This window comes from Kitasatospora sp. NPDC004272, assembly GCF_053603035.1.
In genome coordinates, this window is record NZ_JBSGET010000014.1 from 1 (window position 1) to 26,127 (window position 26,127).

Here is a 26,127-nt window from a genome sequence, read left to right on the forward strand (position 1 = left end):
GCTTCCTTCGACCGGCCTTCCGACCGTATCTCCGGGCGCTTCGTTCTTTCGTGTTTCAAGCTTATCAGATCCGAGCTCGTGCTCTTTCCCGACTCGCTTTCGTCTTCTGCGGCTTGACGCCCCGTCCGACGTTTCAAACTCTAGCCGATCCCCGCTCCGTAAAGCGAATCGGCCGCAATCTCCGGAAAAGCGCACGCCGAAAAAGCGAACGGGGACGCGAAAAGGAACGCGACCCGTCACGGATCATCGAACTGGTTTCTCAGGGGATTGGCCGCCCCGGGACCGTCCACGCAGACGCGTGCTCGGTGCTCCCTGTCAGGCAACTCGAAGAACTCTACACACCTGCGGGCTCGGGATCAAGGGGCACCTGGAAGACCAGCACCGCGACGTCGTCGTCGTGCTCGGCGGTGACGCCGAGGGCCCGCAGGAGGCGGGAGCAGACGGTGTCGGGGGTGCCGACGGGGCCGGTGAGGGTGTGGGCGAGGTGGTCGATGCCCTGGTCGATGTCCTGGTCCCGGCGTTCGACCAGGCCGTCGGTGTAGAGGACGCCGGTGGTGCCGGGCAGGAGGCGGAGGGTGTGGGAGAGGTGGCCGGCGCCGCCGGTGCCGAGGGGCGGGCCGTTCTGTTCCTCGCCGCGCAGGACGGTGCCGTCGGGGCCGCGGAGCAGGAGCGGGAGGTGACCGGCCGAGGCGTAGACGAGGGTGGTGGCGTCCGGGTCCCAGACGGCGTAGGTGCAGGTGGCGATCTGGTTGGCGTCGATCTCCATGGCGAGGCCGTCGAGGAGGGTCATCACCTTGTGCGGGGGGAGGTCGAGCCGGGCGTAGGCGCGGACGGCGGTGCGGAGCTGGCCCATGACGGCGGCGGCGCGCAGGCCGCGGCCCATGACGTCGCCGATGACGAGTGCGGTGCGGCCGCCGCCGAGGCCGATGACGTCGTACCAGTCGCCTCCTACTGCGGCGTCGGCCCCGCCGGGTTGGTAGGTGGCGGCGACGTGGAGGGTGTCGGGCTGTTCGAGCTTCTGCGGGAGCAGGCTGTGCTGGAGGGTGACGGCGGCTTCGCGCTGGCGGCGTTCGGCTTCGCGGAGGCGGCCGGCGGACTGGACCTGGTCGGTGACCTCGGTGGCGAAGACCAGGACGCCGGCGGGGGCGGCCGGTCCGTCGGGGCCGAGCGGGACGCAGGCGATGTTGTAGTAGCGGTTGCCGCCGAGGCCGAGGATGCAGCGGGACTTCACGCTGCGCGGGCGTCCGCTGCGCAGGACCTGGTCGAGCAGCGGGAGCACGCCGAGGGTGGCGAGTTCGGGGAGGGACTCGGCGGCGGGGCGGCCGGGGGTGCGGGCGCCGAACAGGTCGCGGTACGCCTGGTTCGCGTAGCCGAGCTGGTGCTGGGGGCCGTGGGTGAGGGCGACGGGGGCGGGCAGGCGGCGCAGGACCTCGCGCAGGTCGTAGAGCTGTTCGGGGTCGCGGAGGTCGGGGTCGCGGAGGCCGGGGACGGCCGGGTCGCGCGGGCCGGGGACGGTGACGGGTTCGCCCGCGGTGGCGGGGTTGGCCCGCCAGGCGGCTCCGGTGAGCCGGGCGCTCCAGCGCATGAGGTTCAACGTCGGCCGCTTCCTCGGGGACTGATGGGGGGTGGTGCCTGCGGGCGAACGGCTGCGGTGTGATGATCACAGTACGTACGTGAACCCGCACGCGCCGTAGTGGTCCCGTCGGGTTGATCCTGTCAGGCTCCGGTGTGATTCCGGAAGTCGAGCCCCCGGTACGGCGCGTTCCGGGAAGCGCGCGCCTGGGGTGCGCTCCGGTACGAGCCGGGCGGGACGTGGGAACCGGTGCCGGGAACCGGACGGGGTGACGACGGGGCGACGGAGGAAGGGGAGGAGGAAGAAGAGGAGGAGAGGGGAGGCGGCGGGTCAGGTGCCGGGGCCCGTGGTGAAACCGGATTCGAACTCGGCCCGGGGGCGCTCGATGGTGCCCAGCGAAACGAGTTCGCGCTGGAAGAGGCCGCCGAACAGCCAGTCCGTCAGGACCCTGATCCGGCGCTCCCGGGTCGGCAGGCGGCGCAGTTGGCGGGCGCGGTGCAGCCACCAGGCGCGGCGGCCGGTGAGGCGGGCGCCGCGCCTGGTGTGGGCGACGGCGCGGCGCAGGCCGAGCGAGGTGGAGCAGGCGGGGTGGTCGGGCCGGTAGGCGGTGAGCGGGCGACCGGCCAGTTCGGCGGTCAGGTTCTCGGCGAGGAGTTTGGCCTGGGCGAGCGCGTGCTGGGCGTTGGGGGCGCAGGGTTCGCCGGCCTGGTCGGGGACGGCGGCGCAGTCGCCGGCGGCCCAGGCGTCGGGCAGCGGGGTGCCGTCGGGGGCGGCGATCCGCAGGGTGGGCAGGCAGGTGATCCGGCCGGTGCCGTCGAGCGGGAGGTCGGTGAGGGAGAGGACGGGGGCGGGGCGGATGCCGGCCGTCCAGACCAGGGTGCGGGCGGCGAAGCGGCTGCCGTCGGAGAGCAGCACCAGTTGGTCGACGGCGGATTCCAGGGTGGTGGAGAGCCGGACGTCGATGTTGCGCTCGCGCAGTTCGGCGAGGGCGTGGTCGGCGAGTTCGGGGGTCTCCTCGCCGAGGATGCGGTCCTTGGCCTCCACCAGGATCCAGCGCAGGTCGTCGGGGTCGAGGTTGTGGTAGCCCTTGGTGGCGGTGCGGGCCATGTCCTCCAGTTCGGCGAGCGCGCCGACGCCCGCGTAGCCGGCTCCGACGAAGACGAACGTCAGGGCGGCGTGGCGCAGTTCGGGGTCGCGGGTGGAGGAGGCCAGGTCGAGCTGTTCCAGGACGTGGTTGCGCAGGGCGACCGCCTCGCCGACGGTGGCGAAGCCCATGCCGTGCTCGGCGAGGCCGGGGACGGGGGCGGTGCGGGCGACCGAGCCGGGGGCCATCACCAGGACGTCGTACGGGACTTCGGTGGGCAGCCGGAGTTCGCCGCGCGGGGCGGCGTCCACCCAGGCGGTTCGGGTGGCGTGGTCGATCCTGGTGACGCGGGCGGTGAGCACCCGGCAGTCGGGGAGGGCGGTGCGCAGCGGGACCACCACGTGGCGCGGGTCGATGGTGCCCGCGGCGACCTCGGCCAGCAGCGGCTGGAAGGTCAGGTAGGGCTGCGGTTCGACGATCGTCAGCTCGACCCGGCGTTCCTTCAGCTGGGCACGTAGGAGCTGTTGCAGGCGCAGCGCGGTGCTCAGTCCGGCGCAGCCGCCGCCGATGATCAGGACTCGAATGGGGCACCTCCGGCCGGCCCTGGGGCTGTGACCCGTTTCACGTTCCCCCTATGACGCACCCGGCGGTGGGCTCTTGTCCACACTCCGGGCCGGATCGGTCCGAATCCGGCCGGGAAAAGCGGCCCGGAACGCGGTGCGCCGCCCCGGTCGGCGGGGGCGGCGGGGGCGGCAGCGGTGGGAGCGTGTACGCCCGACCGTTGCGGGGAAGCCGGGGCGGACCTCCCGAAATGGCCTGACGGTTCGTCAAGATCCAGCAAAGGGCGGCGAGTCGGGGTGCCGACGGGCGTTCCGCTCCGGATCCTCGGGTTGTGACTCGTCTCACGCGGGTCGGCGGGCGGTGCGTGAGGGGATTTGTCCGCACGTAGGGCCCGGATCGGACCGGTCCTGGGCGACGAGTGGTCCACTTCTGCGGCGAACTTCCCTGAACTATGGTCGGATTGTGCTTCGGACCGCCGATGGTGCCGGTCCGTTCGTCCTGGACCTGGTGGCATCGACGCGGACTGCACGGGAGCCATCCGGGGAAGGTAGTGCGCGGGCGTCGGACCACGGCCGGTGTCGGCAGCGCACGCCAGGGGGCGCAGTAGCCGTTCGGGTACCCGGGACGGGGTGCCTCGGGGGAGGTTTGGCATGTCAGAGCAGGATCAGTTGGCGGGGCGGGTGCCGGTCGCGGCGTTCGGGAGGTCCGCGGTGGACGTGGTGCCGGAGCAGCGCGGTCCCGACGAGCGGGAGCGGTACGGCTTCCCCGGCGGCGAGCGTCCGGACGGGGCGGGGCGCGGTGCGGGTTCGCGGCTGCGGGTGGACGCCCGGCGGAACCTGGAGAGCGTGCTGCGGGCCGCCCGCGAGGTGTTCGGCGAACTCGGTTACGGGGCGCCGATGGAGGAGGTCGCCCGGCGGGCCGGGGTCGGGGTCGGCACCGTGTACCGGCGCTTCCCGAGCAAGGAGGTGCTGGTCCAGCGGATCGCCTCCGAGGAGGTCTCCTGGCTGACCGCGCAGGCCCGGGAGTCGCTGTACGGCGGCCTGACCGGGCCGTGGGACGCGCTGGCGGGCTTCCTGCAGCGGGCGGCGGCCTCGGGCGCGGGGCGGCTGCTGCCGCCGGAGGCGTTCCGGTACGCCGAGGAGATCGGCCGGGTCCCCGAGCAGCGCGGCACCGAGCTGCGGGCGTTCGGCGGCGCGCCGGTGGCCGAGGGCGAGCAGGGCGCCGATCCGCGGCTGCTGCTGCAGTTGCTGGCGGCGCTGGTGGCCCGGGCGGGCGCGGCCGGGGAGTTGCGCCCCGGGGTGACGGTGGCCGACGTGGTGCTGGTGCTGACCGCCGCGGTGCCGGTGCACGCCTCGGCGGCCGTCCCGGTCCGGGAGGGCGAGACCGAGGGCGGGGCGGGGCACCGGCTGCTGCAGATCCTGCTGCAGGGGCTGCGCGCGGCCTGAACCGGCCCGCCGCACGGAGGTTGACGTACCGTAGGGGCCGGCTCCTTCGCGGGGGTGTTCGGGGCGCGCCGTTCGGGTGACGGGAGCCGCCGGGCGCCCGGGCCGGAGCGGAAGCGGCACGGAACGTTCCGGGTACGCGCGGTGCCCGCGCCGCCGGGGGTCCGAACACTTCCGCGAGCGGCAGCCCGGACGAGTGGGCCGGGGCGGACCCGGCTACCGGTGGTCGCCGCGCTATGCCATTCTGTGCCCGTGGTTGGAGCCATTGTTCCGTTGCGCACCGTGACCGCCGCCGACTTCGAGGGGCGGCTCCTGTGGTGCGCCGCGCGCCGGGTCGGTACCCGGTGAACCCCGACGAGCAGGGCGACGCGGGCGAGTTCGGCTCCGACCTGGAGACCCCCGGCCAGGTGCCGGACCAGGGCGGCAGTCCGGCCCGGGAGTCGCTGAGCGGCCGGGTGCCCGGCCAGGCCCCGGCTGGACAGGGCGGCGTCGCCCCCGAGGCGTTCATCGGCGAGGAGTTCCCGGTGCGGGCCGTGGTGCCCTCCCCCGCCGACCCGGTCGACGGCGAACGCCCGCCCTCCGACTCGGAGTTGACCGCCCTGGTGCGGGCCGGGGACGACGCCGCGTACGAGGAGATCTACCGCCGGCACGCGGACGCCGTCCGCCGCTACGCCCGCACCTGCTGCCGGGACAGCTTCACCGCGGAGGACCTGGCGGGCGAGGTGTTCGCCCGCACCCTGCAGGCGCTCAGGGCCGGCAAGGGCCCCGAGTTCGCCGTCCGGGCCTACCTGCTGACGGCGGTGCGCAACGTGGCGGCCGCCTGGGCCCGCTCGGACCGGCGCGAACAGCTGGTCGACGACTTCACCGGCTTCGCCGAAACCTCCGCCGCCACCGTCGAGTTCGACCTCGCCGACCCTGGCGCGGACGCCTGGGCGCTGGCCCTGGCCGACCAGCGCATGGTGATGCGCGCGTACGCCGAGCTCCCCGAGGACGACCGGGTGGTGCTCTGGCACACCGAGGTCGAGCGGGAGTCGCCGAAGACCGTGGCGGTGATGCTCGGCAAGACCGCCAACGCCACCGCCGTCCAGGCCCACCGGGCCCGCGACCGGCTGGCCGCCGCGTTCCTGCAGGCGCACGTGTCGGGCAGCCAGGAGTCGGGCTGCGCCGGGTACGCCAACCGGCTCGGCGCGTACGCCCGCGGCTCGCTGCGCAAGCGCGCCTCGGCGGAGGTCGGCAAGCACGTCCAGGACTGCACCCGCTGCACGGCCGCGTACCTGGAACTCGCCGACATCAACCACAGTCTGCGGGCCGTGCTGCCCGGCGGTGCGCTGCTCTGGGTCGGCTCCGGCTGGTTCGCCGTCGCGGCCGCGGCGGTCGGCGGCGCCGCCGTCACCGGCGCGGTCGGGGCGGCGGTGGTCGGCGGGACCGCGGCGACCACCACCGCCGGTACGGCGGGAGCGGCCGGTACGGCGGGCGCCGGCGCGGCCGGGGGCGCCGGGTCGTCCGGCGGCGGAGCGGCGGCCGCGGCCGGTGAGGGGCTCGGCACCGCGGCGAAGGCCGGCATCGCGGCCGGCATCGCCGTCGTCGCGGCGGCGGTCGCCGCGTTCGCGCTCACCGGTTCGCCGGATCCCGCGCCGCGGGCGACCCCGCCGCCGGTCAGCGCCGCGCCGGAGAGTCCGCTGCCGGCGCCGCGGCCGTCACCGACGCCCACCCCGACCCCGACGCCGAGCCCCACGCCGACCCCGGCACCCACCCCCACGCCGACGCCCACCCCGACGCCCGCGCCCGCGCCCGTTCGGCGGGTGCCCCCGCCCGTACCCTCGCCGACGCCCACCCCGACCCCGACGCCGACGCCGAGCCCCACGCCGACCCCGGCACCGACGCCCACGCCGACGCCGGAGCCGTCCCCGTCACCGACCCCGCCGGTGGTGACGGCCCGCCAGTTCTGGCTGGACGAGGTGCCGCTGAACCGGGGCCACCGGGCCGCGAGCGACACCCCGACCGTCCGCGGCGCCGGGCAGGTCCTGCAGCGGCCCTCGGCCTGGCTGCACGGCACCCGCTACCAGCACGTGCTGGCGGCCCGGGCGCCGTCCCGGGTGACGGTCGACCTGAACCGGCCCTGCCGCTCCTTCGACGCCGTCGCGGGGCTGGACGACTTCGGCGTCACGTACGGCGAGGTGGTGTTCTCGGTGCAGGGCGGCGACGGCCGGGTGCTGTGGACCTCCCCGCCGATCTCCCCGGGCGACCACCCGGTCCCCGTGCACGTCGCCCTGGACGGCCAGACGTCCATCCGCCTGCTGGTCACCCCGGTCCGCGACTCGGTGCCGGTGGTCGACCTGGCGGACTGGGCGCAGGCCCGGCTGACCTGCTGACACCCGCTGCGCCGAGGCGAAGGCGCAGCGGGTCTCAGATCGCGCAGCTGCCGTCCTCGCAGGTGGCGGCGGGCGGGGCGAGCGGGGTGATCCGCTTGGCGGTCTCGGCCTCGACCTGGCGGAGGACCTGGAGGAAGGTCTCGGCCTCCTGGCCGCCCTGGACGGCCCACTGACCCTCGAAGACGAAGGTGGGGACGGCGGTGACGCCGATGGCGCGGGCTTCGGCGAGGGCGGCGCGGGTCTCGGCCGCACCCTCCTCGCCGGCCAGGTAGGCGGCGGCGCGGTCGCGGTCGATGCCGGTCTCGGCGGCGAGGTCGGCGAGCGCCGCGGTGTCGCCGACGTCGACGCCCTCGGAGAAGTGGGCCTTGAGCAGGCGCTCCTTGAGGGCGGCCTGGACGGCGGTGCCGTACTCGGTCTCGGCGAGGTGGAGCAGGCGGTGGGCGCGGAAGGTGTTGACCTCGACGGCGGCGTCGAAGTCGTAGTCGATGCCGAGGTCCTTGCCGACCTCGGTGATCCGGGCGTCCATGGCGAGGGCCTGCGGGCCGTAGCGCTCGGTGAGCCACTCGCGGTGCGGGCGGGCCTGCTCGGGGGCGTCGGGGACCAGCTGGTAGGGGCGGTAGACCACCTCGACGCCGTCCTTGCCCTCGAACTGTCCGAGGGCCTGCTCGAAGCGCCGCTTGCCGACGTAGCACCAGGGGCAGGCGATGTCCGAGTAGATTTCGACCTTCATGGCGGGGCGTGCTCCTGTCGGGGTGGTCGCTCGACGACCGGACGGCCGTTCGACGGAAGGTGAACGCTCAACCATCCCGGGACATTCCGGTCGCCCCGGCCCGGCCCCTCCCCCGCTCAGTCCCCCCGCTCACTCCTCCCCCGTTCAGTCCTCCTCGGCGGCGGGCGCCGGGACCACCAGCACCGGGCAGGTGGCGTGGTGCACCGCGGCGGTGCTGACCGAGCCGAGCAGCAGCCGGGAGAAGCCGCCGTTGCCGCGGGTGCCGACCACCAGGGTGTGCCGTCCCCCGGCGGCCTGGAGCAGCACGTCGATCACGTTGCCGAGGACGACGTGCAGGGTGAGCTGCCCGGCGTACGGGCGGGCGCGGGCGGACTGCACGGTGGAGACGGCCCGGCGCAGGCCGTCGGACATGCTCTCGATCAGCCGCTCGACGCTCTCCTGCACCAGGTCGGCCATGCCGGGCGGGTAGCCGGTCGGCGAGGGGTTGACCACGGCGAGGACGTGCAGCGGCAGGCGGTGCGCCTCGGCCTCGGTCATCGCCCGGTCCAGGGCCCACAGCGCGGCGTCCGAGCCGTCGCAGCCGGCCAGGACCGAGCTGCCGGGCGGCGGGGCCTCGTGGCTGACGGGGAGGGTGGCGGTCATGGCGCGCGCTCCGAACGGGAGTTGGGGTTCCGACGCTAACCGGCGCGGGCCCGGCGGCGGCGCAGGCGCACCCGGGCGGTCAGGTTTCGATCGCGGTGCGGCGGGGCGCGGGCAGGCCGGTCCAGGAGGAGCCGGGGCGGCGGGCGGCCAGCCGACGCAGCCAGAGTTCGGCGGAGACCAGGTCGGCGAGGGCGGCCAGGGTGCCGGGCGGGGCGCTCTGCGCGGGGTCGGTGGCGGCGGCCAGGGTCTTCCGGGCGGTGGGGGCGTCGAGCAGTCCGGCCTCGGCGAGCAGCGGGCGGTCGAAGAGTTCGGTGAGCGCGGGCGCGGCGGCCCGCAGGCCCCGGCGGACGGGGTCGTGCGGGTCGGGGCCCGGGGCGCGGCCCCAGTCGGCGGGGAGGTCGGTGCGGCCGGCGCCGGCCAGCACGGCGGCGAGCAGGGCGTGCCGGGCGCCGGGCTGCAGGCGCAGGTCGTCGGGGAGCAGCCGGGCGGCGCGGACCACCTGGTTGTCGAGGAACGGGGCGTGCAGGCGCTGGCCGTGCTGCTCGGTGGCCTGCACCAGGGTGCGGTAGTGGGCGGCGTGCCGGTGCAGGGCGAGGCGGGCCCGGCGGGCGCCGGGGGGTTCGGTGGGGGCGCCGTCGCGGGCGGCGGTGCGCAGGTGCTGGGCGAGGGCGGCGAGCGGTTCGGCGGCGAGCAGGTGGGCGGCGGGGCCGGGGCGGTGCCAGGCCAGGTCGGCGGCCAGGGTGCGGCCCATCGTCCTTCCCGGAAGTGGTTCTTGACGGATCGTCAGTTCCAGGGCGAGGTCGTCCAGGGCGTCGGCGTAGCGGGCCCGGGCGAGGCGGCGGGCGGCGCGCAGCACGGTGACGGGGGTGCGCAGGGTGCCGGTGAGGGCGCCGGCGGTGGCCCGGTCGGCGCCGGCCAGGGCGGCGAGCGGGGCGAGCAGGTCGAGGGAGCGGCCGGCGCGGACCAGGTCGGCGAGCCGGGCGGGGTGGCCGTCGAGGACCTGGCGGGCGCCGTGGCCGGTGAGGTGGTCGGCGCCGCCGGCCCGGTGCGCGGCGGCGTGCCGGGCGGCGTCGACCAGGGCGGGTCCGGGTTCGTCGGTGAGCGGTCCGGCGAGGGGGTCGGCGAGGTCGGCGTACGGGGCGACCGGCGGGACGAGCAGGTGGCGCAGCCGGGGGGCGTGGACGGCGAGGGCGAGTCCTTCGGCGTCGCCGAGGGTGACGGCGGGCAGCGTCTCGGGCTCGGGGGGTTCGGCGCGGCGGGCCCAGGAGCCCTTGACGGCGCCGGTGCGGGGGGCGGGTCGCTCGGGTCCGGTGCCGGTGCCGGGTCCGGGCGGCAGCGGGACGGCGGCGGCGAGCAGGGCGACGGTGGCGGAGGCGGTGCCGTAGGAGAGGTCGACGCCGAGCCGGGGCCGGTCGGCGGGCGCGGTGGCGCGGACCCGGCAGCGGACCGCCTCCAGCAGGGCGCGGGTGAGTTCGCGGACGGCGGGCGCCTCGGCGCGCTCCTCCCCCGGGTCGTCCAGGTAGGAGGTGCGGTCGGCCCGCCCGCCCCGGATGCCGAGCGCGTGGCCGGGCGGGACCCGGCGCACGCCCCGGTAGGGGGTGCGGTCGCCGAGCGCCTCGGGGGTCTCGGGGGTGGCGAGCCGGGCGGCCAGGTGGGCGGCGTCGAGGGGGGCGCCGACCAGGTCGGCGAGCGGGAGGGCGGCGGTGGCGTAGGCGGTGCCGCCGGCGAACGGGGTGTGGAAGACCGGCTGGGCGCCGGACAGGTCGGTGAGCAGCACGGTGGAGCGGGTGCCGGTGCGCAGCACGACGGTGTAGCTGCCGGGCCAGTGGGTGAGGTGGCGCAGCGCGCCGCCGCGGGCGGCGGCCAGGCCGTCGGCGAGTTCGCGGTCGGTGGCGCCGCAGCGGCCGGCGACGGCCAGGCGCAGGGTGGCGGGGGTGTCCCGGTCGGCGCTGTCGGCGGGGTCGCCCGGGTCGAGGCCGCCGCGGACGGTGGCGGGGCCGCCGGGGCGGAGCACGGCGAGGCGCAGTTCGTCGGGGCGCCAGTCGCCGACCGCCCAGAGCGGGTTGGGGCCGCCCCAGAGCGGGGTGCCGGCCAGCGGGCGGAGCGCGGCGAGGGTCGGGTCGGCGGCGGTCAGGCCGCTCCAGCCGGTGAGCCACCGCATCGCGCCTCCACCTGTGGTGCCGCGGCGCGCGGCGAACCCCCGGGCGGGCGTACGGGGTTGGCGTGCCGTCGGGAGACATCGTGCCACCGATGGGGCGGACGAGCGCCGGGCTTTCGGGTACGGGGAGGCGCACGGACCGGGCCTCCCCCTCCGGGGCCCGGGCCGTGCGGGTCTCGAACTCCCGTCCGGCGCAAGGCCGGTGGCCGGGCAGGGTGGTGCGGGGAACGGCCGCGGCCGCCGCGGACCGGCCGAAGTTGGCCGAAAGCCGTCGCACGGCCCGGGAGGGCATCCGCATGCCCTCCCGGACGCGCAGCTGCCCGCGGGGAATTGAGGCAGCGTTTCCCCCGGCCCGCCGGGTCCTCGACGGCGGGCCGATCCACAGGCTTTAGCGAATCGCCCACCTGCCGCTGCGACCAGGGAGCACGGGTGGCGCACGCGGGCACGGGACCGGAGCACGGGCGTCCGGCACCTGCCCGCGGAGCACCGGGCGGACGTCCGGGCGCCCGCCGTGGACGCGGCGCGTTCCCGCCAACCGGAATGCAGCCTCTTAACCCTCGGAACGCGGGCGACTACGCTAGGTGCAAGCAGTCCGCCGGCGTACCCGCCGCCACCGCGGCTCTCCGCCATCCGCGCACGACTCCGCGCACGACGTCGCCAGGGGGTGCCACCGCCACCATGACCGTCAGCTCACGAGGGCCGAACGACCGGCTCGGGGCACTCCTCTCGCTCGCCCAGATCAGCAACGCCGGGCTCGCCCGCCGGGTCAACGACCTCGGCGCGCAGCGCGGACTGACCCTCCGCTACGACAAGACCTCGGTGGCCCGCTGGGTCACCAAGGGCATGGTCCCGCAGCGCCCGGTGCCGCACCTGATCGCCACCGCGCTCGGCAACAAGCTGGGCCGTCCCGTCCCGCTGGAGGAGATCGGCCTCGCCGACTCGCACCCCACGCCCGAGCTGGGCCTGGAGTTCCCGCGCGAGGTCCCGGAGGCGGTCCGCTCGGCGACCGAGCTGTGGCGGGTCGACCTGGACCTGCGGCGCGGCCCCGGCGGCGGCCGGTGGAGCGACAGCCTGGCCGGCACCTTCTCGGTCGCCGCGTACGCCACCCCCGTCTCGCGCTGGCTGATCACGCCCGCCGACGGCTCGGTGGCCCGCGAGGTCCTCCCCGACCTGTCCGGTTACCGGGTGGGGCACGCGGACGCCGAGAAGCTCCGCGAGGCCGCCCAGGAGGCCCGCCGCTGGGACTCCAAGTACGGCGGCGGCGACTGGCGCTCCTCGATGGTCCCGGAGTGCCTGCGGGTCGAGGCCGCCCCGCTGCTGCTCGCCTCGTACAGCGACGCGGTCGGCCGGGCGCTGTTCGGCGCCACCGCCGAACTGACCAGGCTGGCGGGCTGGATGGCCTTCGACACCGGCCAGCACGAGGCCGCCCAGCGCTACTACATCCAGGCCCTGCGGCTGGCCCGCGCCGCCGGTGACGTGCCGCTCGGCGGGTACGTGCTGGCCTCGATGAGCCTGCAGGCCGCCTACCGCTCCTTCCCGGACGAGGCCGTCGACCTCGCCCAGGCCGCCCTGGAGCGCAACCGGGGCCTGGCCACCGCCCGCACCATGAGCTTCTTCCACCTGGTCGAGGCCCGCGCCCACGCCAAGGCCGGCAACGCCGCCGCCTGCGGCACCGCGCTGGCCGCCGCCGAGACCGCCCTCGACCGGTCCCGCCCCGGTGACCCGGACCCGACCTGGATCGACTTCTTCGCCTACGACCGCCTCGCCGCCGACGCCGCCGAGTGCTTCCGCGACCTGGGCGTCCCGTCCAAGGTCCGCCAGTTCACCCGGGAGGCGCTGGCCCGCCCGACCGAGGGCTACGTCCGCTCGCACGGCCTGCGACTGGTGGTCTCGGCGATGGCCGAGGCCGAGGCGGGCGACCTGGACGCCGCGGTCGCCGCCGGGGAGCGGGCCGTCGAGGTGGCCGGCCGGATCTCCTCGCACCGCAGCCGCGAGTACATGGTCGAACTGCTGCGCCGCCTGGAGCCCTACCAGAACGAGCAACGCGTCAAGGACCTGACCGAACGCGCCCGGCTGGTCCTGGCCACTTCTTGAACTCCCCCGCCGCCCCGGCCCGGCCGTGGCACCATCCATCGGAGCGGTCTCACACGGGCGAGGGGTGGCGGGGTTGAAGCACGACGTCCAGGTGGTGGTGGTCGGCGGCGGCATCGTCGGCCTGTCCACCGCGTACGCCCTGACCCGCGAGCACCCCGGCACGAGCGTCGCCGTGCTGGAGAAGGAGGGCGCCCCCGCCGCCCACCAGACCGGGCGCAACAGCGGGGTGATCCACAGCGGGGTGTACTACCGGCCGGGGTCGCTCAAGGCCGGGTACGCCACCGGCGGGGCCCGCGAGATGGTCGAGTTCTGCCGCGAGCAGGGCATCGCGCACGAGGTCACCGGCAAGCTGATCGTCGCCACCGACCCCGCCGAACTCCCCCGCCTCGCCGCGCTCGCCGAACGCGGCCGGGCCAACGGCATCCCGCTCACCGAACTCGACCCGGCCGGGATCCGGGCGCACGAACCCGAGGTGGCCGGCATCGCCGGACTGCACCTGGCCACCACCGGCATCTGCGACTACCCCGCGGTGGCCCGCCGCTACGCCGCCCTCGCGGGCGGGGCCGGGGCCGAACTCCGCCTGAACACCCCCGTCCTGGGCATCGCCCGGCGCGCGGACGGCGTCACCGTCACCACCCCGCACGGCGAGGTCCGCTGCGCGGTGCTGGTCAACTGCGCCGGGCTGCACAGCGACCGGATCGCCCGGCTGACCGGCGACGACCCGGGGGTGCGGATCGTCCCGTTCCGCGGCGAGTACTACGAACTGGCCCCCGAGCGGCGGTCGCTGGTGCGCGGCCTGGTCTACCCCGTCCCCGACCCGGCGTTCCCGTTCCTCGGCGTGCACCTCACCCGGGGCGTCCACGGCGACGTCCACGTCGGCCCGAACGCGGTGCCCGCACTGGCCCGCGAGGGCTACGACTGGCGCACCCTGAACGTCCGCGACCTCGCCGAGACGGTGCGCTTCCCCGGCACCTGGACGATCGCCCGCCGGCACTGGCGCTACGAACTCGGCGAACTGCACCGCTCACTCTCCAAGCGGGCCTTCACCACCGCCGTCCGCCGCCTGCTGCCCGCCGTCACCGAGACCGACCTCGTCCCCGCCACCGCCGGCGTCCGCGCCCAGGCCGTCGCCCGGGACGGCACCCTGCTCGACGACTTCGCCTTCGCCGGCTTCGACCCGGACGACCCGCGCTCCCCCCGCCGGGTGGTCCACGTCCTCAACGCCCCCTCCCCGGCGGCGACGGCCTCGCTCGGCATCGGCCGCGAGGTCGCCCGCCGGGCGGTGGCGGCGCTGCGGGCCGGGTGAGACCCGCTGCGCCGAGGCGGGTCTCCCGTCCCGGGGGCTCGTGCCGGGCCTCCCTTAGACTGGTGCGATTGTGACCTCCTCCGCCCCCAGCACCCAGTTGTCCGCGTCGGCCCGGCTCTCCGCCGCCCCGGCGGCCTACCCCGCGCCGATGTACCCGCACAAGGCCACCGAGGCCCAGCACCGCGAGCAGCGGATCCGTAGTTTCCAGCCGCGCCGTGGTCGGATGACCAAGGCGCAGGCGGGCGCGCTGGACCGTGGCTGGGAGCGGTTCGGGCTGGCCATCGACGGGACTCCGCTGGACCTGCCGGTGCTGTTCGGGGGCCGTCCGGTGACGTTGGAGATCGGCTTCGGGATGGGTGACACCACGGCCGCGATGGCCGCCGCGGACCCGTCCGCGGGGATCCTCGCGGCGGACGTGCACACCCCGGGCCACGGCAACCTGCTGCAGTTCCTGGAGCGGGACGGCTCGGAGAACGTCCGGCTCGCGGCGGGCGACGCGGTGATCCTGCTGCGCGACATGCTGCCGGACGCCTCGCTGGCGGGCCTGCGGGTGTACTTCCCGGACCCGTGGCCGAAGCCGAAGCACCACAAGCGCCGCCTGCTCCAGTCCTCGTTCCTGGACCTGGTGCTGCCCCGGCTGGCCCCGGGCGCGCTGGTGCACTGCGCGACCGACTGGGAGCCGTACGCGGAGCAGATGCTGGCGGTCCTGGGCGCCTCGCCGGAGCTGGAGAACCTGCACCCGGAGGGCGACGGCTCGGGCTGGCTGGAGCCGGACGAGCACCCGGCGGGCAGCGTGCCCGGGTACGCGCCGCGGCCCGACTGGCGTCCGGTGACGAAGTTCGAGCGGGCCGGCCTGGCCAAGGGCCACGTGGTGCACGACCTGCTGTTCCGCCGCCGCTGACCCCGCCGGGGCGGGCCGTTCGGACGGCCCCGCTCAGGCGGTGGCCCGGCCCGCGGCGACCAGCGCGCCGAGCGCCGTCCGCTGGACGTGGGCGAGCAGGGCGACCGTCACCGCGCTCATCACCAGCGCGAACAGGACGTGGCCGAGGGCGGTGCTCACCGCCGCCCCGAGCAGGCCGAGCAGCAGGTGGCTGCCCAACCGCAGGCCGATCAGGCCGAGGGCGACCTTGCGGGTGCCCTTGCCTCGCCACAGCAGCTTGGCGAGCTTGAGCCGGCGGCGCATCAGGGTCAGCGAGACGCCGAGGTTGAGGACCGCCAGCGCGACCAGCGCGGGCCAGGCCGAGGGGGCGGCGCGCAGCAGGTCGAAGGCCCCGGCCAGGGCGCCCTCGAAGCCGAAGAACCAGACCGGCAGCCGCATCTCGGCCACGCTCGGCCCCTCGGCCACGGCCGACCCTCCGCCCGCGCCCGACGCCCCGCCCGCGTCCGGCGTTCCGGGCCGCGGTCCGGCGGGCGCCTGCGCGGTGCGGACGGCCGTCGTGATCGTGCTGCCGCTCATGGTGTCTCCCCCGTGTCGTCCCCGCCCCGCCGGGCCCTCCCCCGCGGTGGTCACCACTGTGCCCGCCGGGGCCGGGGCCGGCCCAGGAGCCGGCGTCACCGGCTCGGCATGACGGATGTCACGGATCCGGGGCGGGCGGTACGGCCGGTTCCGCTCCGCTGACGATCGGTCACCCGGCGAGTACGTATTGTTCCGACCCCTCCCCCCGGAGGGAGGGGTTCGCCTACGCTGCTGCAGGTGAGCAGTCCGCCCAGCGGCAAGCCGACTCCCGGCCTGCCCGTGGTGGCCGCCGCCACGGCCGCCGATTCCCCGTCCCCCACCGGCTTTCGGTCGCTCCCCGGTCAGGGTGCGCGCCGGTCCGGTGGGCTGCTCCCGGGCCGGTCGCCGCGGCGGCCGGTGCTGAGCGGGCGGATCCCCGGCCAGCAGGGCGGTCCGGTGCCGGTCCGGGCGGTGCCGCCGCTGTGGCGGCGGTTGTGGCCGCTGCGGCGCCCGGCGCTCTCCTCGGCGGTGGCGGCGCTCGCGCTGGCGGGTTCGGGGGTGCTGATCCTGCACCTGGTGCAGCGGCAGACCGGGACGACGGGGCTGCTGGTCGGGCTGGGCCTGGCCCTGCTGCCGCTGCCGTTCGTGCTGGGGGCGCTGGCCTGGCTGAACCAGACCGCGCGGGTGCCGGTCCGGCACACCCTGTTCTGCCTGGCCTGGGGGGCGTGCGCCGCGACCACGGTGGCGATCCTGGCGAACGGCTGGGCCAGTGACTTCCTGGTCGCCCACCAGGGCGCGCGCGGGGAGACGCTGGGCGCCGAGTTCGCGACGCCGCTGATCGAGGAGGTGGCGAAGGGTTCGGCGCTGCTGGTGCTGCTGCTCCCGCTGCGGCGGCGGCACCGCTGCGAGGAGGGCCGCCCGTGCGGCCGGTGGCGGCGGCTGCTGTGGCACCGGCCCGGCACCGGCCGTCCCGCGCACTTCCGCCCGGCCCCGGCGGGCCGCCAGCGGGCCCGTTCCAGTCCGCGCACGCTGGCGGCGGGGACGGTGCTGGGCGGCGTGACGGCCTGCGGCTTCGCGTTCACCGAGAACGCGCTGTACCTGGGACGGGCGTTCACCGCGGACCGGCAGGCCCGGCTGGACGCGATCGGCCTCGGCGAGGCCCCGAGCCTGCGGGACTTCGACGGGACGGTGCACACCTTCGTGCTGCGGGCGCTGCTCTCGCCGTTCGCGCACCCGCTGTTCACCGCGCTGACCGGGCTGGGCCTCGCCCTCACCCTGACCACCGCCCGGCGCTGGCCGGCCCGGCTGGGCGCACCGCTGGGCCTGCTGCTGGCGATGGGCCTGCACGGGGTGTGGAACGCCGCCGCCGGCCTGGGCACGGACGGCTTCCTGCTGGTGTACGGCCTGGTGATGGTGCCGTGCTTCGCCGCGCTGGTCTGCTTCGCGGTGTGGGCGCAGACCCGGCGCGCCCGGCAGCCGAGCCGCCCGGGCTGAACCGCCCGGCGCCCGGCCCGGGCGTTCCGGCCGGTGGTCGCCGACCTGCGGGGACGCCCGGGACGGAAACCGATTTCCCTTTCCGGCAGGGCTCACGTAGAGTCGTGTTCACCGACGCGGGGTGGAGCAGCTCGGTAGCTCGCTGGGCTCATAACCCAGAGGTCGCAGGTTCAAATCCTGTCCCCGCTACTCAGTAGCACGAAGGCCCGGAAGCATCGCTTCCGGGCCTTCGCCGTTCCCGGGCGCCGTTGCCCCGGCCCGTTGCCCCGGCCCGTTGCCCCGGCCCGTTGTCCAAGCCCGTCTCCCCGACCCGTCTCCCCGGCGCCGTTCCCCCTGGTCCGGGGCACCCGCGGTGATGGCGACGCGGTGCCCTCGCGATGGGGTAGGGTGGTGTTCACCGACGCGGGGTGGAGCAGCTCGGTAGCTCGCTGGGCTCATAACCCAGAGGTCGCAGGTTCAAATCCTGTCCCCGCTACTCAGTAGCACGAAGGCCCGGAGGCAACGCCTCCGGGCCTTCGCCGTTCCCCCGGAGGTTCCGGCGGATAAATCCGTTGCCCGGTCCGGTGGGCGGTGCCTATGGTGGCAGCACACTGAAAGGAGGTGATCCTGAGTTGAGTTCTTTCAGGATGCGTGAGGTGGCTGCTCGCTAGAGCCGCCCCTGCCTGTGCAGCGGTGAGGCCGTAGTGGTCTCCGGCTCAGGCTAATTCCCAGCAGTCACCCGGCCCGTGGGCTCACCGGTACATCCCCGGTGCCTCGGTCGCCGTCCCCCGTGGGGGCGGCCCGAGGAGCAGCCCACGGGCCGTCTGCGTTCGCCGGGGCGCCGTCCCGGGCGTGCCGCGGGCGCAGGGCCAGGACGCTGCCGGTCCGGCCGGTCCGGCCGGGGCCGCCGGTGCGCAGGACGCGGCTGGCGATGCCGTGGTGGCGCAGGGCGGCGCGCAGTTCGGTGAGGTGGGGGCAGGGGCGGCCGCGTTCGTCGTGCAGGGGGTGGACCCGGACCTCGCCGTCGGGGGCGGTGACCCGGGCGAGTTCGCGCAGGGCGCGGAGCTGGTCGGCGGGGCCGAAGACGGCCGGGTAGGCGAACAGCAGGTAGGAGTTGAGGGTGAGGGCGAAGGTGTCGTCGGCGAACGGGAGCCGGGGCAGCGCGGCGGCGACGTAGCGCTCGGGCCGGGCGGCGGCGTCGGCGGCGAACAGCCGGCGGGCCCGGTCCCAGCTGCGCAGGTACTTCTCGGGGCGGCGTCGGCGGTCGGCGGGCAGGTGGCCGCGTGGGTCGCGCCGGATGGCCTCGGCCATGACGGCGCGGCCGTCGGCGGCGAGCCCGGCGAGGCGGTGCGGGCCGAGCGCGTAGCCGGGGTCGGCGGCGATCACCTCGCAGCCGAGTGCGCGGGCCTCGGCGGTGAGGGCGGCGGCGCCGCCGGGGCAGTCGAGGACGGGGCCGGTCAGCCGGCCCAGGTCGGCGCGGGTGAGGCCGAAGCAGGCGCAGTACTCGTCCAGCGGGCGGGAGGTGACCAGGACGGGCGGGGCGGTCTGGCTCATGCGGGCCTCCGGACGTTCGGCGGGCCCGGGGTGCGGCCCGGGCCCGTGGTCATCCGACCACGGGCCCGGGGGTGTCGCACGTCCAGCCGGTCGTCCGGCGGTCGTCCGGCGGTGGTCCGGTCGTCCGGTGGTGGTCCGGTCGTCCGGTCGCCGCCGGAGGGTGTCGTTCAGTCGTTGCTGGAGAGCAGGGCGCGGGCGGCGAACCGGTTGACCGCGTTGAGGCCGCGGACCAGCTGCGGGGTGAGGAAGAGGATGACCAGGCCGAGCAGGCAGACGCCGGCGATCTGCCAGAAGGAGGTGAGCTCGTAGACGTGGTGGACGCCGTCCGAGGTGGTCCAGTCGGCGACCCGGTAGCCGTTCCAGTCGGTGTACCGCGGGAAGACCCACTGGTAGAGCGGGAACAGGGCGAGCGACCAGCCGAGCAGGAAGACGACCAGCGAGAGCACGAAGCTGAGGATCGCCCAGGGGAAGACCGCGACCTGGTGCAGCACGGCCTTCCAGCCGGCCGGGTCGGCCAGCCGGGCGGTGATCCGGCCCCAGAAGCCCTCGCGGGTGACCACCACCGGGGGCGGGGCGGGCAGCTCCTCGCCGAGCATGGTCCGGATCCGGCCGCGCTCGGCGGCGCCGAGGCCGCGGGCGACGACCAGCAGCAGGCCGAGGACGGGCAGGCCGATGACGGTGACGGCGAGGCCCACGCCGGTGAAGAACAGCGGGAGGACCAGGCAGAAGCCGAACAGGGCCACCGGGAGGCCGGTGAGGGCGTAGCCGAGCTCCCGGAAGCTCTGCGGGGCGAACGGGGCGCGCCAGAACCCGGGTCGGTCGGGGCGGCCGCCGGAGGTGGTGGCGGGGTACTCAGCGGTGGACATCCGGAGTCCTTCGGGTCGTCGGGCGGCCCCGCCGGTCGGCGGTGCCGGGCACGAGTACCAATCTGCCGCCGCGACCCCGCCCGGCGTAATGACGCCTGCTGCCGAGTCCGTGGTGGGGTTAACCCCCCGGCCGTCCTGGAGCCGGGCTCGGCGTCCGCCCGCCGCCCCGCCAGGGCGGACCGTCCCACTCGGGGGCGAGCAGCGAGTACTGGAGCGCGTCGTGCCAGGCGCCGTCGCGGTACGACTCGGCCCGGATCCGGCCCTCGTACCGGAAGCCCGCCCGGGTCAGCACCCGCACCGAGGCGGCCTGGCCGGGGTCGCAGCGGGCGGCCAGCCGGTGCAGGCCGAGGCGTTCGAAGCCGAGCACGCACAGCAGCGCGGTGACCTCGGCACCGTACCCCGCGCCCCAGCGGTCGCGGCGCAGGACGCAGCCGAGTTCGGCGGCGTGCTCGCCCTCGCGGGTGAGCGCGGCCTGGCCGACCGGCTCCCCGGCGGGGTCGTCGACGGCCAGCCGGTAGTGCGTCCGGGGCCGCTCCTCGGCCGCCTCCAGGTACAGCTCGACCTGGTCGGCGCAGTCCTCGAAGTCCCGGACGCCGAACGGCAGGTGGCGGACGGTCTCGGGGTCGCCGTGCACGGCGTGCAGCGCGGCCACCTCCTCCGGGGTGTGCCGGTACTCCCGCAGGGTGAGCCGGGGTCCGGCCAGCCGGAGGGTCTCCATGCCCGCCGACCCTACCGGGCGGCCGTCCGGGGACCGGCTACCGTACCGGGGTGGACGACGAAGACCTGCACCTGCTGCCCCGCACCCGCGCCGCCGACCTGCTGGAGTGGGCGGTGGCGGAGGGGTTCGACCCGGTGCCCGAGCCGGTGGTGCGGACGGTGCTGACGCTGCTGGAGCTGGGCGGGGCCCGGCTGCACGACGGCCTGCCCGAGCTCTCCTCGCCGGTGCTGGAGCACCTGCTGTACGAGCAGCTGCACCTGTACGTGCAGCCGGACGTCGACCCGGCCGGGTACCCGGCGGCGGTGCGGATGCTGATCGGGTGGCAGCGGGCGGCCCGGCGGCTGAACGCGAAGCGGGCGGAGAAGCTGCGCGCGGAGGCGGACTGGCAGGGCGAGGTGCTGCTCTCCCTGCTGCGCCGCTCCGACCTGGTGACCTGGCCCCGGCTGTACGCGCTGCTGCTGCGCGCGGACGGGGTGCCCACCGGGGAGCCGGAGCGGGTGCGGGAGTGGCTGGCGGGCTTCCGGGAGCTGCCGGAGGAGGAGCGGTTCGCCGCCTTCGACCGGGTGCCCGGCCTGGACGGGGACGGCAACTGGGACCAGCCGGGCCGGCCGCTGCTGGTCGGGGTCTCCACCGACGGCGCGCGGCGGCTGCTGGAGCAGGGCCTGATGCGGCGCAGCTACCGCAACCTGGCCGAGCGATCCGCCCGCGGGCTGCCGATGCCCGCCGAACTCGCCGGTTCCTTCGAGGAGTTCGAGGAGGCGGTGGCGCAGGCCGCGATCGACCTGTGCGGGGAGTGGACCGTCCCGGGGCTGCCGCGGCTGCTGCTGGAGGAGTTCCCCGAACTGGCCCCCGAGGAGTACTGAGGGCCCCGGTCAGGTGGTGACCGGGGTGCTCCAGCCGGCCAGCAGGCGCAGGGCGTCGGCGGTGGGGGAGGCGGGTTCCACGGAGTAGACGCACAGGGTCTGGTCGGGGTCGCCGGGGGCCTGGAAGGACTCGTAGGAGAAGTGCAGGTCGCCGGCCAGGGGGTGGACGTAGTGCTTGGCGCCGTGGGTGCGGCGGAGCACCCGGTGGTCGTTCCACCAGGTGGTGAACTCCGGGCACTTCAGGGTGAGTTCGCCGATCAGCTCGGCGAGCCTGCGGTCCTCCGGGTACCGGCCGGCCTCCAGCCGGAGCATGGCCGCGGTCTCGGCGGCGATCGTCGCCCAGTCGCCGACCCGGTCGCGGGCCTGCGGGTCGAGCAGGTAGTAGCGGGCCAGGTTGCGGCGGGTGGCCGGGAGCGCGTCGAAGTCGGTGAGGACCTCCCGGGCCAGCCGGTTGGCGGCCAGCACGTCGGTGCGCCGGCCGAGGACGAACGCCGGGACGTGCCCCAGGGTCTCCAGCAGCAGGTGCAGCCCGGGCCTGACCCGTTGCGGCCGCTCCGGGGCGCGGCGGGCGGCCCGCGCGGCGGGGAGCAGCAGGTCGGCCAGGTGTTCGCGCTCCGAGGGGTCGAGCCGCAGGGCGCGGGCCAGTGCCTGGACCACTTCGGCGGACGGGTGCCCGGCCCGGCCCTGTTCCAGCCGGGTGTAGTACTCGGTGCTGACCCCGGCCAGCCGCGCCACCTCGTCGCGGCGCAGGCCCGGCACCCGGCGCACCCGGCCGTCCGCGGGCAGTCCGGTCGACTCCGGGGCGATCGCGGCGCGCCGGGTGCGGAGGAAGTCGGCGATCTCCCTGCTGCGTTCCATGGACCAAGTGTGCGGCCCCGGCGGGCGCGCCGGCGGGGCGAGGGTGGCCCTGCCGGTACCAGTCGGCGCAGGGCCCGCCCGGGGCCGTCCGCGGGGCCGCCGGGCTGGTGTGCTGGAGTCGTGCCCGGGACTCCCCGGTGCCGCAACTCCCCTGCTCCGCACGGAAGAAGGCTCACCATGTCCGCATCCACCAGCACTCCCGCCGCCGCCCCCGCCGACCGGCCGCTGACCGGTCGCGTCGCCGTGGTCACCGGCGCCTCCAGCGGCATCGGCGCGGCCACCGCCGAGGAGCTCGCCGGGCTGGGCGCCCGGGTCGTCCTGCTGGCCCGCCGCGCCGAGCGGCTGGCCGCGCTGTCCGACCGGATCGGGCGGGCCGGCGGCACCGCCCTGGCGATCGCCGCGGACGTCACCGACCCGGCCTCGGTGCGGGCCGCCGCCGACCGGGTCGCCGCCGAACTGGGCGGCGCGGACCTGCTGTTCAACAACGCGGGGGTGATGCTCCCGGCGCCGGTCGAGGAGCTGGCCGTGGAGCAGTGGCAGCGCCAGATCGACCTGAACGTGTCCGGCCTGATGAACGTCATCGGCGCGTTCACCCCGCAGCTGGTCGCGGCCGCGGCCGAGCGCGGGGTGGCCGACCTGGTCAACACCTCGTCGATCGCGGCGCGGAACCTCTTCCCGACCTTCGCCGTCTACTCCGCGACCAAGGCGTACGTCACCCACCTCTCGCTCCACCTGCGGGCCGAGCTGGGCGCCAAGCGGGTCCGGGTCTCGGCGATCGAGCCCGGCATCGTCGACACCGAGCTCCAGTCGCACGTCACCGACCGGGGCGCGCTCGCCTGGCTGGACGGTTCCAAGGAGGCGATGGAGTGGCTCACCCCCGGCGACATCGCCAGGACGGTCGGCTTCCTGGCCGCCCTGCCGCCGCGCGTCAACCTCCAGCAGGTCACCGTGATGCCGACCGGCCAGGCGAGCTGAGGGCGCGGCGGTCGCGCCGCGACCAGCCGGGGCCGCGGCCCCGGGGTCAGCGGCCCCGGCGGTCGCGGCCGCCGGTCACGGCTGGAGGCCGAGGTGGCGGAGCCAGGGCAGCGGGTCGACCGGGGAGCCGTCGGCGAGGCGGACCTCCAGGTGGAGGTGCGGGGTGGTGGCGCTGCCGGTGGAGCCGACGGTGCCGAGGAGGGTGCCGGGCGCGGCCTGGCCGGGGGCGGCGGTGATCCGGGCGAGGTGGCAGTACCAGAGCTCGGTGCCGTCGGGGAGGGTCTGGACGACGCGGTAGCCGTAGGTGCCGGACCAGCCCGCGGCGGTGACGGCGCCGGCGGTGACGGCGGTGACGGGGGTGCCGGTGCGGGCGGCGAAGTCCAGCCCGTTGTGCAGGTGCGCCCAGTGCAGGCCGGCCTGCGAGAACCCGTCGCCCAGCCGGTAGCCGGTGAGCGGGAGGGCGGGCGCGGAGCGGTCGGTGCCGGGTGCGGCGGCCGTCGTGGTCGTCCCGGCCCGCCGGTCGGCGCGCTTGGCCTCGGCGTCCTGCGCGGCGGCCAGCCGGGCGGACTCCTCGGCGTCGGTGCGCTGTCCGTCGGCCTGCTGCAGGATGCGGGCGGCGAGGGCGAGTCCGGGGTCGGCGGCGAGCAGGTCGTCGGAGACCTCGTCGGCGGCGGTGACGGGGGCCGGGGCGGGCGCGGGGGCGGCCTGGGCGGGAGCGGCGGCGAGACCGGTGGCGCCGAGCGCGGCGGTCATCGCGGTGACGCCCAGCAGGGGCGCGCCGGTGCGGGCCTGGCGGGGGAGCCGGTGCCGGACGGGCTCGGCCTCGACCGGGTGGTCGAGCAGCTGGGTGCCGGTGCTCTCGGTGTAGGTCGACGCCACTGGGGCGCGCTCCTTCCTTCCCTGCCGCCGACCGGGTTAGCTGACGGGTTCGGAGGTGGAAGGTCTCCTACGGTCGGGCCCAGGGCCGTCCCGATTCACCCCGGTGGAACGTGGTTCCCCGGCTCCTGGACCTGCCGCGGGGCAGGACCGGATGGATTAGGCGTGGCGCACGGTGCCGCATGGTTACGGCGTTGCCGACCGCGCTGCGTTATCAAACGTTAATCCTATGGACCCCATGATTCCAAGCGCCCTCCTGGGTGCAGTGAAAGTTTCCTGACGCCCTATGGGCGATTTGTGACGGTTCGTCGATGTACCCGGATCCGGCCATGACGGACCGTGACGGAGCAGTTGAGTATCCGTACTCACGACCTGCCCGCGCCCCGGCGGGACCCTGGCCCCATGACCGCTCCCGTACCCCGCCGCACCACGTCCGCCTACTACCTGCAGGCCGTCGCGTCCTTCGCGTTCGCGACCGCCGCCCTGGCCCTGGGGGTCGCCTACCTCCCGGTCAGCGCGTGGATGCGCGCCTTCCTCGCCGTCGGCCTGCTCTACCAGGTCACCTCCGCGTTCACACTGGCCAAGGTGGTCCGGGACCGCCAGGAGGAGGGCGCGATCACCAGCCGGGTCGACCAGGCCCGGCTGGAGAAACTGCTCTCCGAGCACGACCCGTTCCGGGCCGACGGGATCTGAGCCGGACGGGGTCCGGGACGGACGGGGTCCGGAGCGCGCCCGTCGGCGGGCGCACCCGCCGGGCTTGACGGCTAAGGCTATTAGCCTTAGCTTTATGGCTATTGGCAGGAGCCGGGCGCGGAGCCCGGAGCGCCGGACGACGCCCGCCCAGGAGGCCCGCGATGAACAGCACCCTCGGCACCACCACCCGGTACCTCGACGTCCCCGGCGGCCGGATCGCCTTCGACGACGCCACCGGCCCCGGCACCCCGGTCGTCCTGCTGCCCGGCATGCTCGACCGGCGGACCGTCTACCGCTTCCTCGCCCCGCTGCTGGGGGCCGCCGGGCACCGGGTGGTCACCATGGACCTGCGCGGCATGGGCGAGTCCTCCACCGGTTTCACCGACCACACCCCGGCGGCGATCGCGGACGACCTGGTGGCCCTGCTGGAGCACCTGGACCTGCGCGGCGCCGTCCTGGTGGGCAGCTCGTACACCGGCGCCACCGTGGTGCGGGCCGCGGCGCTCGCCCCCGAGCGGACCGGCGGGGTGGTGCTGGTCGACGCCTTCATCGAGAACCTGCCGCTGAACGCCTTCCAGAAGGCGCTGTTCGGCCTGGCCGCCCCGCTGGTCAGCGCCTTCCCGGGCCTGTGGGGCTCGATGCAGAAGTTCTACTACCCGGCCGCCGCCCGGCCCGCCGACTTCGAGGACTACCGGGCCGGCCTGGCCGCGATGCTCCGCGAGCCGGCCCGCAAGACGGCGCTGCGCGGCTACCTGAAGGGCGACTCGGCGCCGGTCGGCTGGTGCGCGGCGGTCGACGTACCCGCGCTGGTGCTGATGGGCGAGCGGGATCCCGACTTCCCGGACCCGGAGCTGGTCGCCGACCGGCAGGCCGCCGCGCTGCGCGGCCGCAAGGTGATGATCGCCGGCGCCGGCCACTACCCGATGGCCGGCCGCCCGCAGGCCGTCGCCGACGCCCTGCTGCCCTTCCTCGCCGAGCTCGACGGCCCGGCCGGACCGACCGACGAGAACGGGACCGCCCGCTGATGCCCCGCGCCGGACTCTCCACCGCCGCCGTGGTGGACCACGCCCTGGAACTGATCGACGAGCGCGGCGCCGAGGCGCTGACCCTGGCCGCGGTCGCCGCCAGGGCCGGGGTGGCCACCCCGTCGCTGTACAAGCACGTGGCCGGCGGCCTGCCCGAACTGCGCCGCCTGGTCGCCGTCCGCACCACCGGGGAGCTGGCCGACCACCTGGCCGCCGCCGTCCTCGGGCACTCCCGGGACGGCGCGGTCCGCGCCCTGCTGGGCGCCTACGCCGGGTACGCCCTGGCGCACCCGCGGCGGTACGCGGCGCTGCCGCAGGTGCCGGACCCGGATCCGGGCCCGGAGCTGGCCGAGGCCGCCGAGCGGCTGGTGGGGGTGCTGTTCGCGGTGCTGCGCGGCTACGGGCTGGAGGGCTCGGAGGCGGTGCACGCCGTGCGGACGCTGCGGGCGGCGGCCCACGGGTACGCCTCGTTGACCACGGCGGGGGCGTTCCAGCTCGCCGAGGGCACCGACGTCACGCTGGAGCGGCTGACCGGGGTGCTGGTCGAGGGGCTGGCCAACTGGCCCGGCGGCGAAGGCCCGTGACCTCCCGGGGGCCTGCCGCGTTCTACCCGGTATGAAGAAGCGCAGCATGCTCGCCTTTGCCTCGCTCGCCGTCGGCGTGGTCGCCTCGCTCACCGCTCCCAGCGCGCACGCCGCGCCGGAGCACCGGGACGGCCTCGCCCCGCTGAAGGACGCCGTCTCCGCCCCGGACCTGCCGCTGGACGAGGACTTCGCGCAGACCGTCGCCGAGCTGCCGGGGGCCTGACGGCGCAGGTCGGCGCCCTTGC

Annotated in this window: 22 protein-coding genes, 2 tRNA genes, 1 pseudogene and 1 riboswitch; of the genes and pseudogenes, 14 read left to right on the plus strand and 11 right to left on the minus strand. The window is 76.1% G+C overall.

Annotation, left to right across the window (positions count from 1 at the left end; translation table 11 throughout):
• Positions 1-346: 346 nt before the first annotated feature.
• Positions 347-1,594: pseudogene (locus tag ACWEO5_RS06870) on the minus strand (PP2C family protein-serine/threonine phosphatase); the annotation flags it as partial.
• 309 nt (positions 1,595-1,903) lie between these two features.
• Complete coding sequence (locus ACWEO5_RS06875) at positions 1,904-3,241, minus strand: NAD(P)/FAD-dependent oxidoreductase (RefSeq protein ID WP_452160952.1); 1,338 nt, start codon at positions 3,239-3,241, stop codon at positions 1,904-1,906.
• Positions 3,242-3,868: 627 nt separating this feature from the next.
• Between ACWEO5_RS06875 and ACWEO5_RS06880 the strand changes: the two genes are divergently transcribed.
• Both ACWEO5_RS06880 and ACWEO5_RS06885 read left to right on the plus strand, forming a co-directional pair.
• On the plus strand, positions 3,869-4,663 hold the full coding sequence (locus tag ACWEO5_RS06880) for a TetR/AcrR family transcriptional regulator (protein ID WP_452160840.1): 795 nt from the start codon (positions 3,869-3,871) through the stop codon (positions 4,661-4,663).
• A gap of 341 nt (positions 4,664-5,004) precedes the next feature.
• Entirely contained in the window at positions 5,005-7,032 is a 2,028-nt protein-coding gene (locus tag ACWEO5_RS06885) for a sigma-70 family RNA polymerase sigma factor (RefSeq protein WP_452160842.1), read from the plus strand.
• Positions 7,033-7,066: 34 nt separating this feature from the next.
• On the opposite strand, the gene ACWEO5_RS06890 is transcribed toward ACWEO5_RS06885, so the two are convergent.
• The 3 genes from ACWEO5_RS06890 to ACWEO5_RS06900 all read right to left on the minus strand — a co-directional run bounded on the left by ACWEO5_RS06890 (position 7,067) and on the right by ACWEO5_RS06900 (position 10,565).
• A complete protein-coding gene (locus ACWEO5_RS06890) occupies positions 7,067-7,762 on the minus strand; it encodes a DsbA family oxidoreductase (protein ID WP_452160844.1) in 696 nt (231 codons plus the stop codon).
• A 144-nt stretch (positions 7,763-7,906) separates the two neighbouring features.
• A complete protein-coding gene (locus ACWEO5_RS06895) occupies positions 7,907-8,404 on the minus strand; it encodes a universal stress protein (protein WP_452160846.1) in 498 nt (165 codons plus the stop codon).
• Positions 8,405-8,483: 79 nt separating this feature from the next.
• Positions 8,484-10,565: an asparagine synthase-related protein gene (locus tag ACWEO5_RS06900; protein WP_452160848.1), complete on the minus strand. Its 2,082-nt coding sequence runs from the start codon at positions 10,563-10,565 to the stop codon at positions 8,484-8,486.
• A 675-nt stretch (positions 10,566-11,240) separates the two neighbouring features.
• Here ACWEO5_RS06900 and ACWEO5_RS06905 point away from each other — a divergent pair.
• The 3 genes from ACWEO5_RS06905 (at position 11,241) to trmB (ending at position 14,863) form a co-directional block, all read left to right on the plus strand.
• Positions 11,241-12,656: an MFS transporter gene (locus ACWEO5_RS06905; protein WP_452160850.1), complete on the plus strand. Its 1,416-nt coding sequence runs from the start codon at positions 11,241-11,243 to the stop codon at positions 12,654-12,656.
• A gap of 73 nt (positions 12,657-12,729) precedes the next feature.
• Positions 12,730-13,962 carry an L-2-hydroxyglutarate oxidase gene (gene lhgO, locus ACWEO5_RS06910; RefSeq protein WP_452160852.1) on the plus strand — a complete coding sequence of 411 codons (1,233 nt, stop codon included), beginning with the start codon at positions 12,730-12,732 and terminating at the stop codon, positions 13,960-13,962.
• A 70-nt stretch (positions 13,963-14,032) separates the two neighbouring features.
• A complete protein-coding gene (gene trmB / locus ACWEO5_RS06915; protein WP_344556266.1) occupies positions 14,033-14,863 on the plus strand; it encodes a tRNA (guanosine(46)-N7)-methyltransferase TrmB in 831 nt (276 codons plus the stop codon).
• Between the two features lie 33 nt (positions 14,864-14,896).
• Here the strand turns inward: trmB and ACWEO5_RS06920 are convergent, their stop codons facing one another.
• Positions 14,897-15,418, minus strand: a complete 522-nt coding sequence (locus tag ACWEO5_RS06920; protein WP_452160854.1) for a hypothetical protein — start codon at positions 15,416-15,418, stop codon at positions 14,897-14,899.
• A gap of 237 nt (positions 15,419-15,655) precedes the next feature.
• On the opposite strand from ACWEO5_RS06920, the gene ACWEO5_RS06925 reads away from it, so the two are divergent.
• The 3 genes from ACWEO5_RS06925 (at position 15,656) to ACWEO5_RS06935 (ending at position 17,366) form a co-directional block, all read left to right on the plus strand.
• Positions 15,656-16,891: a PrsW family intramembrane metalloprotease gene (locus tag ACWEO5_RS06925; RefSeq protein WP_452160856.1), complete on the plus strand. Its 1,236-nt coding sequence runs from the start codon at positions 15,656-15,658 to the stop codon at positions 16,889-16,891.
• A 115-nt stretch (positions 16,892-17,006) separates the two neighbouring features.
• Positions 17,007-17,080, plus strand: a tRNA-Met gene (locus tag ACWEO5_RS06930).
• A 212-nt stretch (positions 17,081-17,292) separates the two neighbouring features.
• A tRNA-Met gene (locus ACWEO5_RS06935) sits at positions 17,293-17,366 on the plus strand.
• Between the two features lie 239 nt (positions 17,367-17,605).
• Here ACWEO5_RS06935 and ACWEO5_RS06940 read toward each other — a convergent pair.
• The 3 genes from ACWEO5_RS06940 to ACWEO5_RS06950 all read right to left on the minus strand — a co-directional run bounded on the left by ACWEO5_RS06940 (position 17,606) and on the right by ACWEO5_RS06950 (position 20,008).
• On the minus strand, positions 17,606-18,424 hold the full coding sequence (locus ACWEO5_RS06940) for a class I SAM-dependent methyltransferase (RefSeq protein WP_452160858.1): 819 nt from the start codon (positions 18,422-18,424) through the stop codon (positions 17,606-17,608).
• A 167-nt stretch (positions 18,425-18,591) separates the two neighbouring features.
• Positions 18,592-19,290, minus strand: coding sequence for a sensor domain-containing protein (locus ACWEO5_RS06945; protein ID WP_452160860.1), 699 nt, complete (start codon positions 19,288-19,290; stop codon positions 18,592-18,594).
• A gap of 118 nt (positions 19,291-19,408) precedes the next feature.
• Positions 19,409-20,008 (minus strand): GNAT family N-acetyltransferase, encoded by a 600-nt coding sequence (locus ACWEO5_RS06950; protein ID WP_452160862.1) that lies wholly within the window; start codon positions 20,006-20,008, stop codon positions 19,409-19,411.
• A gap of 50 nt (positions 20,009-20,058) precedes the next feature.
• Between ACWEO5_RS06950 and ACWEO5_RS06955 the strand changes: the two genes are divergently transcribed.
• On the plus strand, positions 20,059-20,871 hold the full coding sequence (locus ACWEO5_RS06955) for a hypothetical protein (protein ID WP_452160864.1): 813 nt from the start codon (positions 20,059-20,061) through the stop codon (positions 20,869-20,871).
• Positions 20,872-20,880: 9 nt separating this feature from the next.
• Here ACWEO5_RS06955 and ACWEO5_RS06960 read toward each other — a convergent pair whose 3' ends face one another.
• Positions 20,881-21,729 (minus strand): helix-turn-helix domain-containing protein, encoded by an 849-nt coding sequence (locus tag ACWEO5_RS06960; RefSeq protein ID WP_452160866.1) that lies wholly within the window; start codon positions 21,727-21,729, stop codon positions 20,881-20,883.
• Positions 21,730-21,906: 177 nt separating this feature from the next.
• On the opposite strand from ACWEO5_RS06960, the gene ACWEO5_RS06965 reads away from it, so the two are divergent.
• Entirely contained in the window at positions 21,907-22,704 is a 798-nt protein-coding gene (locus tag ACWEO5_RS06965) for an SDR family oxidoreductase (RefSeq protein WP_452160868.1), read from the plus strand.
• A 75-nt stretch (positions 22,705-22,779) separates the two neighbouring features.
• On the opposite strand, the gene ACWEO5_RS06970 is transcribed toward ACWEO5_RS06965, so the two are convergent.
• Entirely contained in the window at positions 22,780-23,583 is an 804-nt protein-coding gene (locus tag ACWEO5_RS06970) for a M23 family metallopeptidase (RefSeq protein WP_452160870.1), read from the minus strand.
• 10 nt (positions 23,584-23,593) lie between these two features.
• Positions 23,594-23,756, minus strand: a riboswitch (cyclic di-AMP (ydaO/yuaA leader).
• A 226-nt stretch (positions 23,757-23,982) separates the two neighbouring features.
• On the opposite strand from ACWEO5_RS06970, the gene ACWEO5_RS06975 reads away from it, so the two are divergent.
• From ACWEO5_RS06975 to ACWEO5_RS06990, 4 genes are all read left to right on the plus strand, one after another.
• Positions 23,983-24,273: a YiaA/YiaB family inner membrane protein gene (locus tag ACWEO5_RS06975; protein ID WP_452160872.1), complete on the plus strand. Its 291-nt coding sequence runs from the start codon at positions 23,983-23,985 to the stop codon at positions 24,271-24,273.
• 161 nt (positions 24,274-24,434) lie between these two features.
• Entirely contained in the window at positions 24,435-25,298 is an 864-nt protein-coding gene (locus ACWEO5_RS06980; protein WP_452160874.1) for an alpha/beta fold hydrolase, read from the plus strand.
• The gene (locus ACWEO5_RS06985; protein ID WP_452160876.1) at positions 25,298-25,882 is read left to right on the plus strand and encodes a TetR/AcrR family transcriptional regulator; all 585 of its coding nucleotides are present in this window, start codon (positions 25,298-25,300) and stop codon (positions 25,880-25,882) included. Before ACWEO5_RS06980 ends, ACWEO5_RS06985 begins: the two co-directional genes overlap by 1 nt.
• A gap of 31 nt (positions 25,883-25,913) precedes the next feature.
• On the plus strand, positions 25,914-26,105 hold the full coding sequence (locus tag ACWEO5_RS06990; protein WP_452160878.1) for a hypothetical protein: 192 nt from the start codon (positions 25,914-25,916) through the stop codon (positions 26,103-26,105).
• Positions 26,106-26,127: the final 22 nt, after the last annotated feature.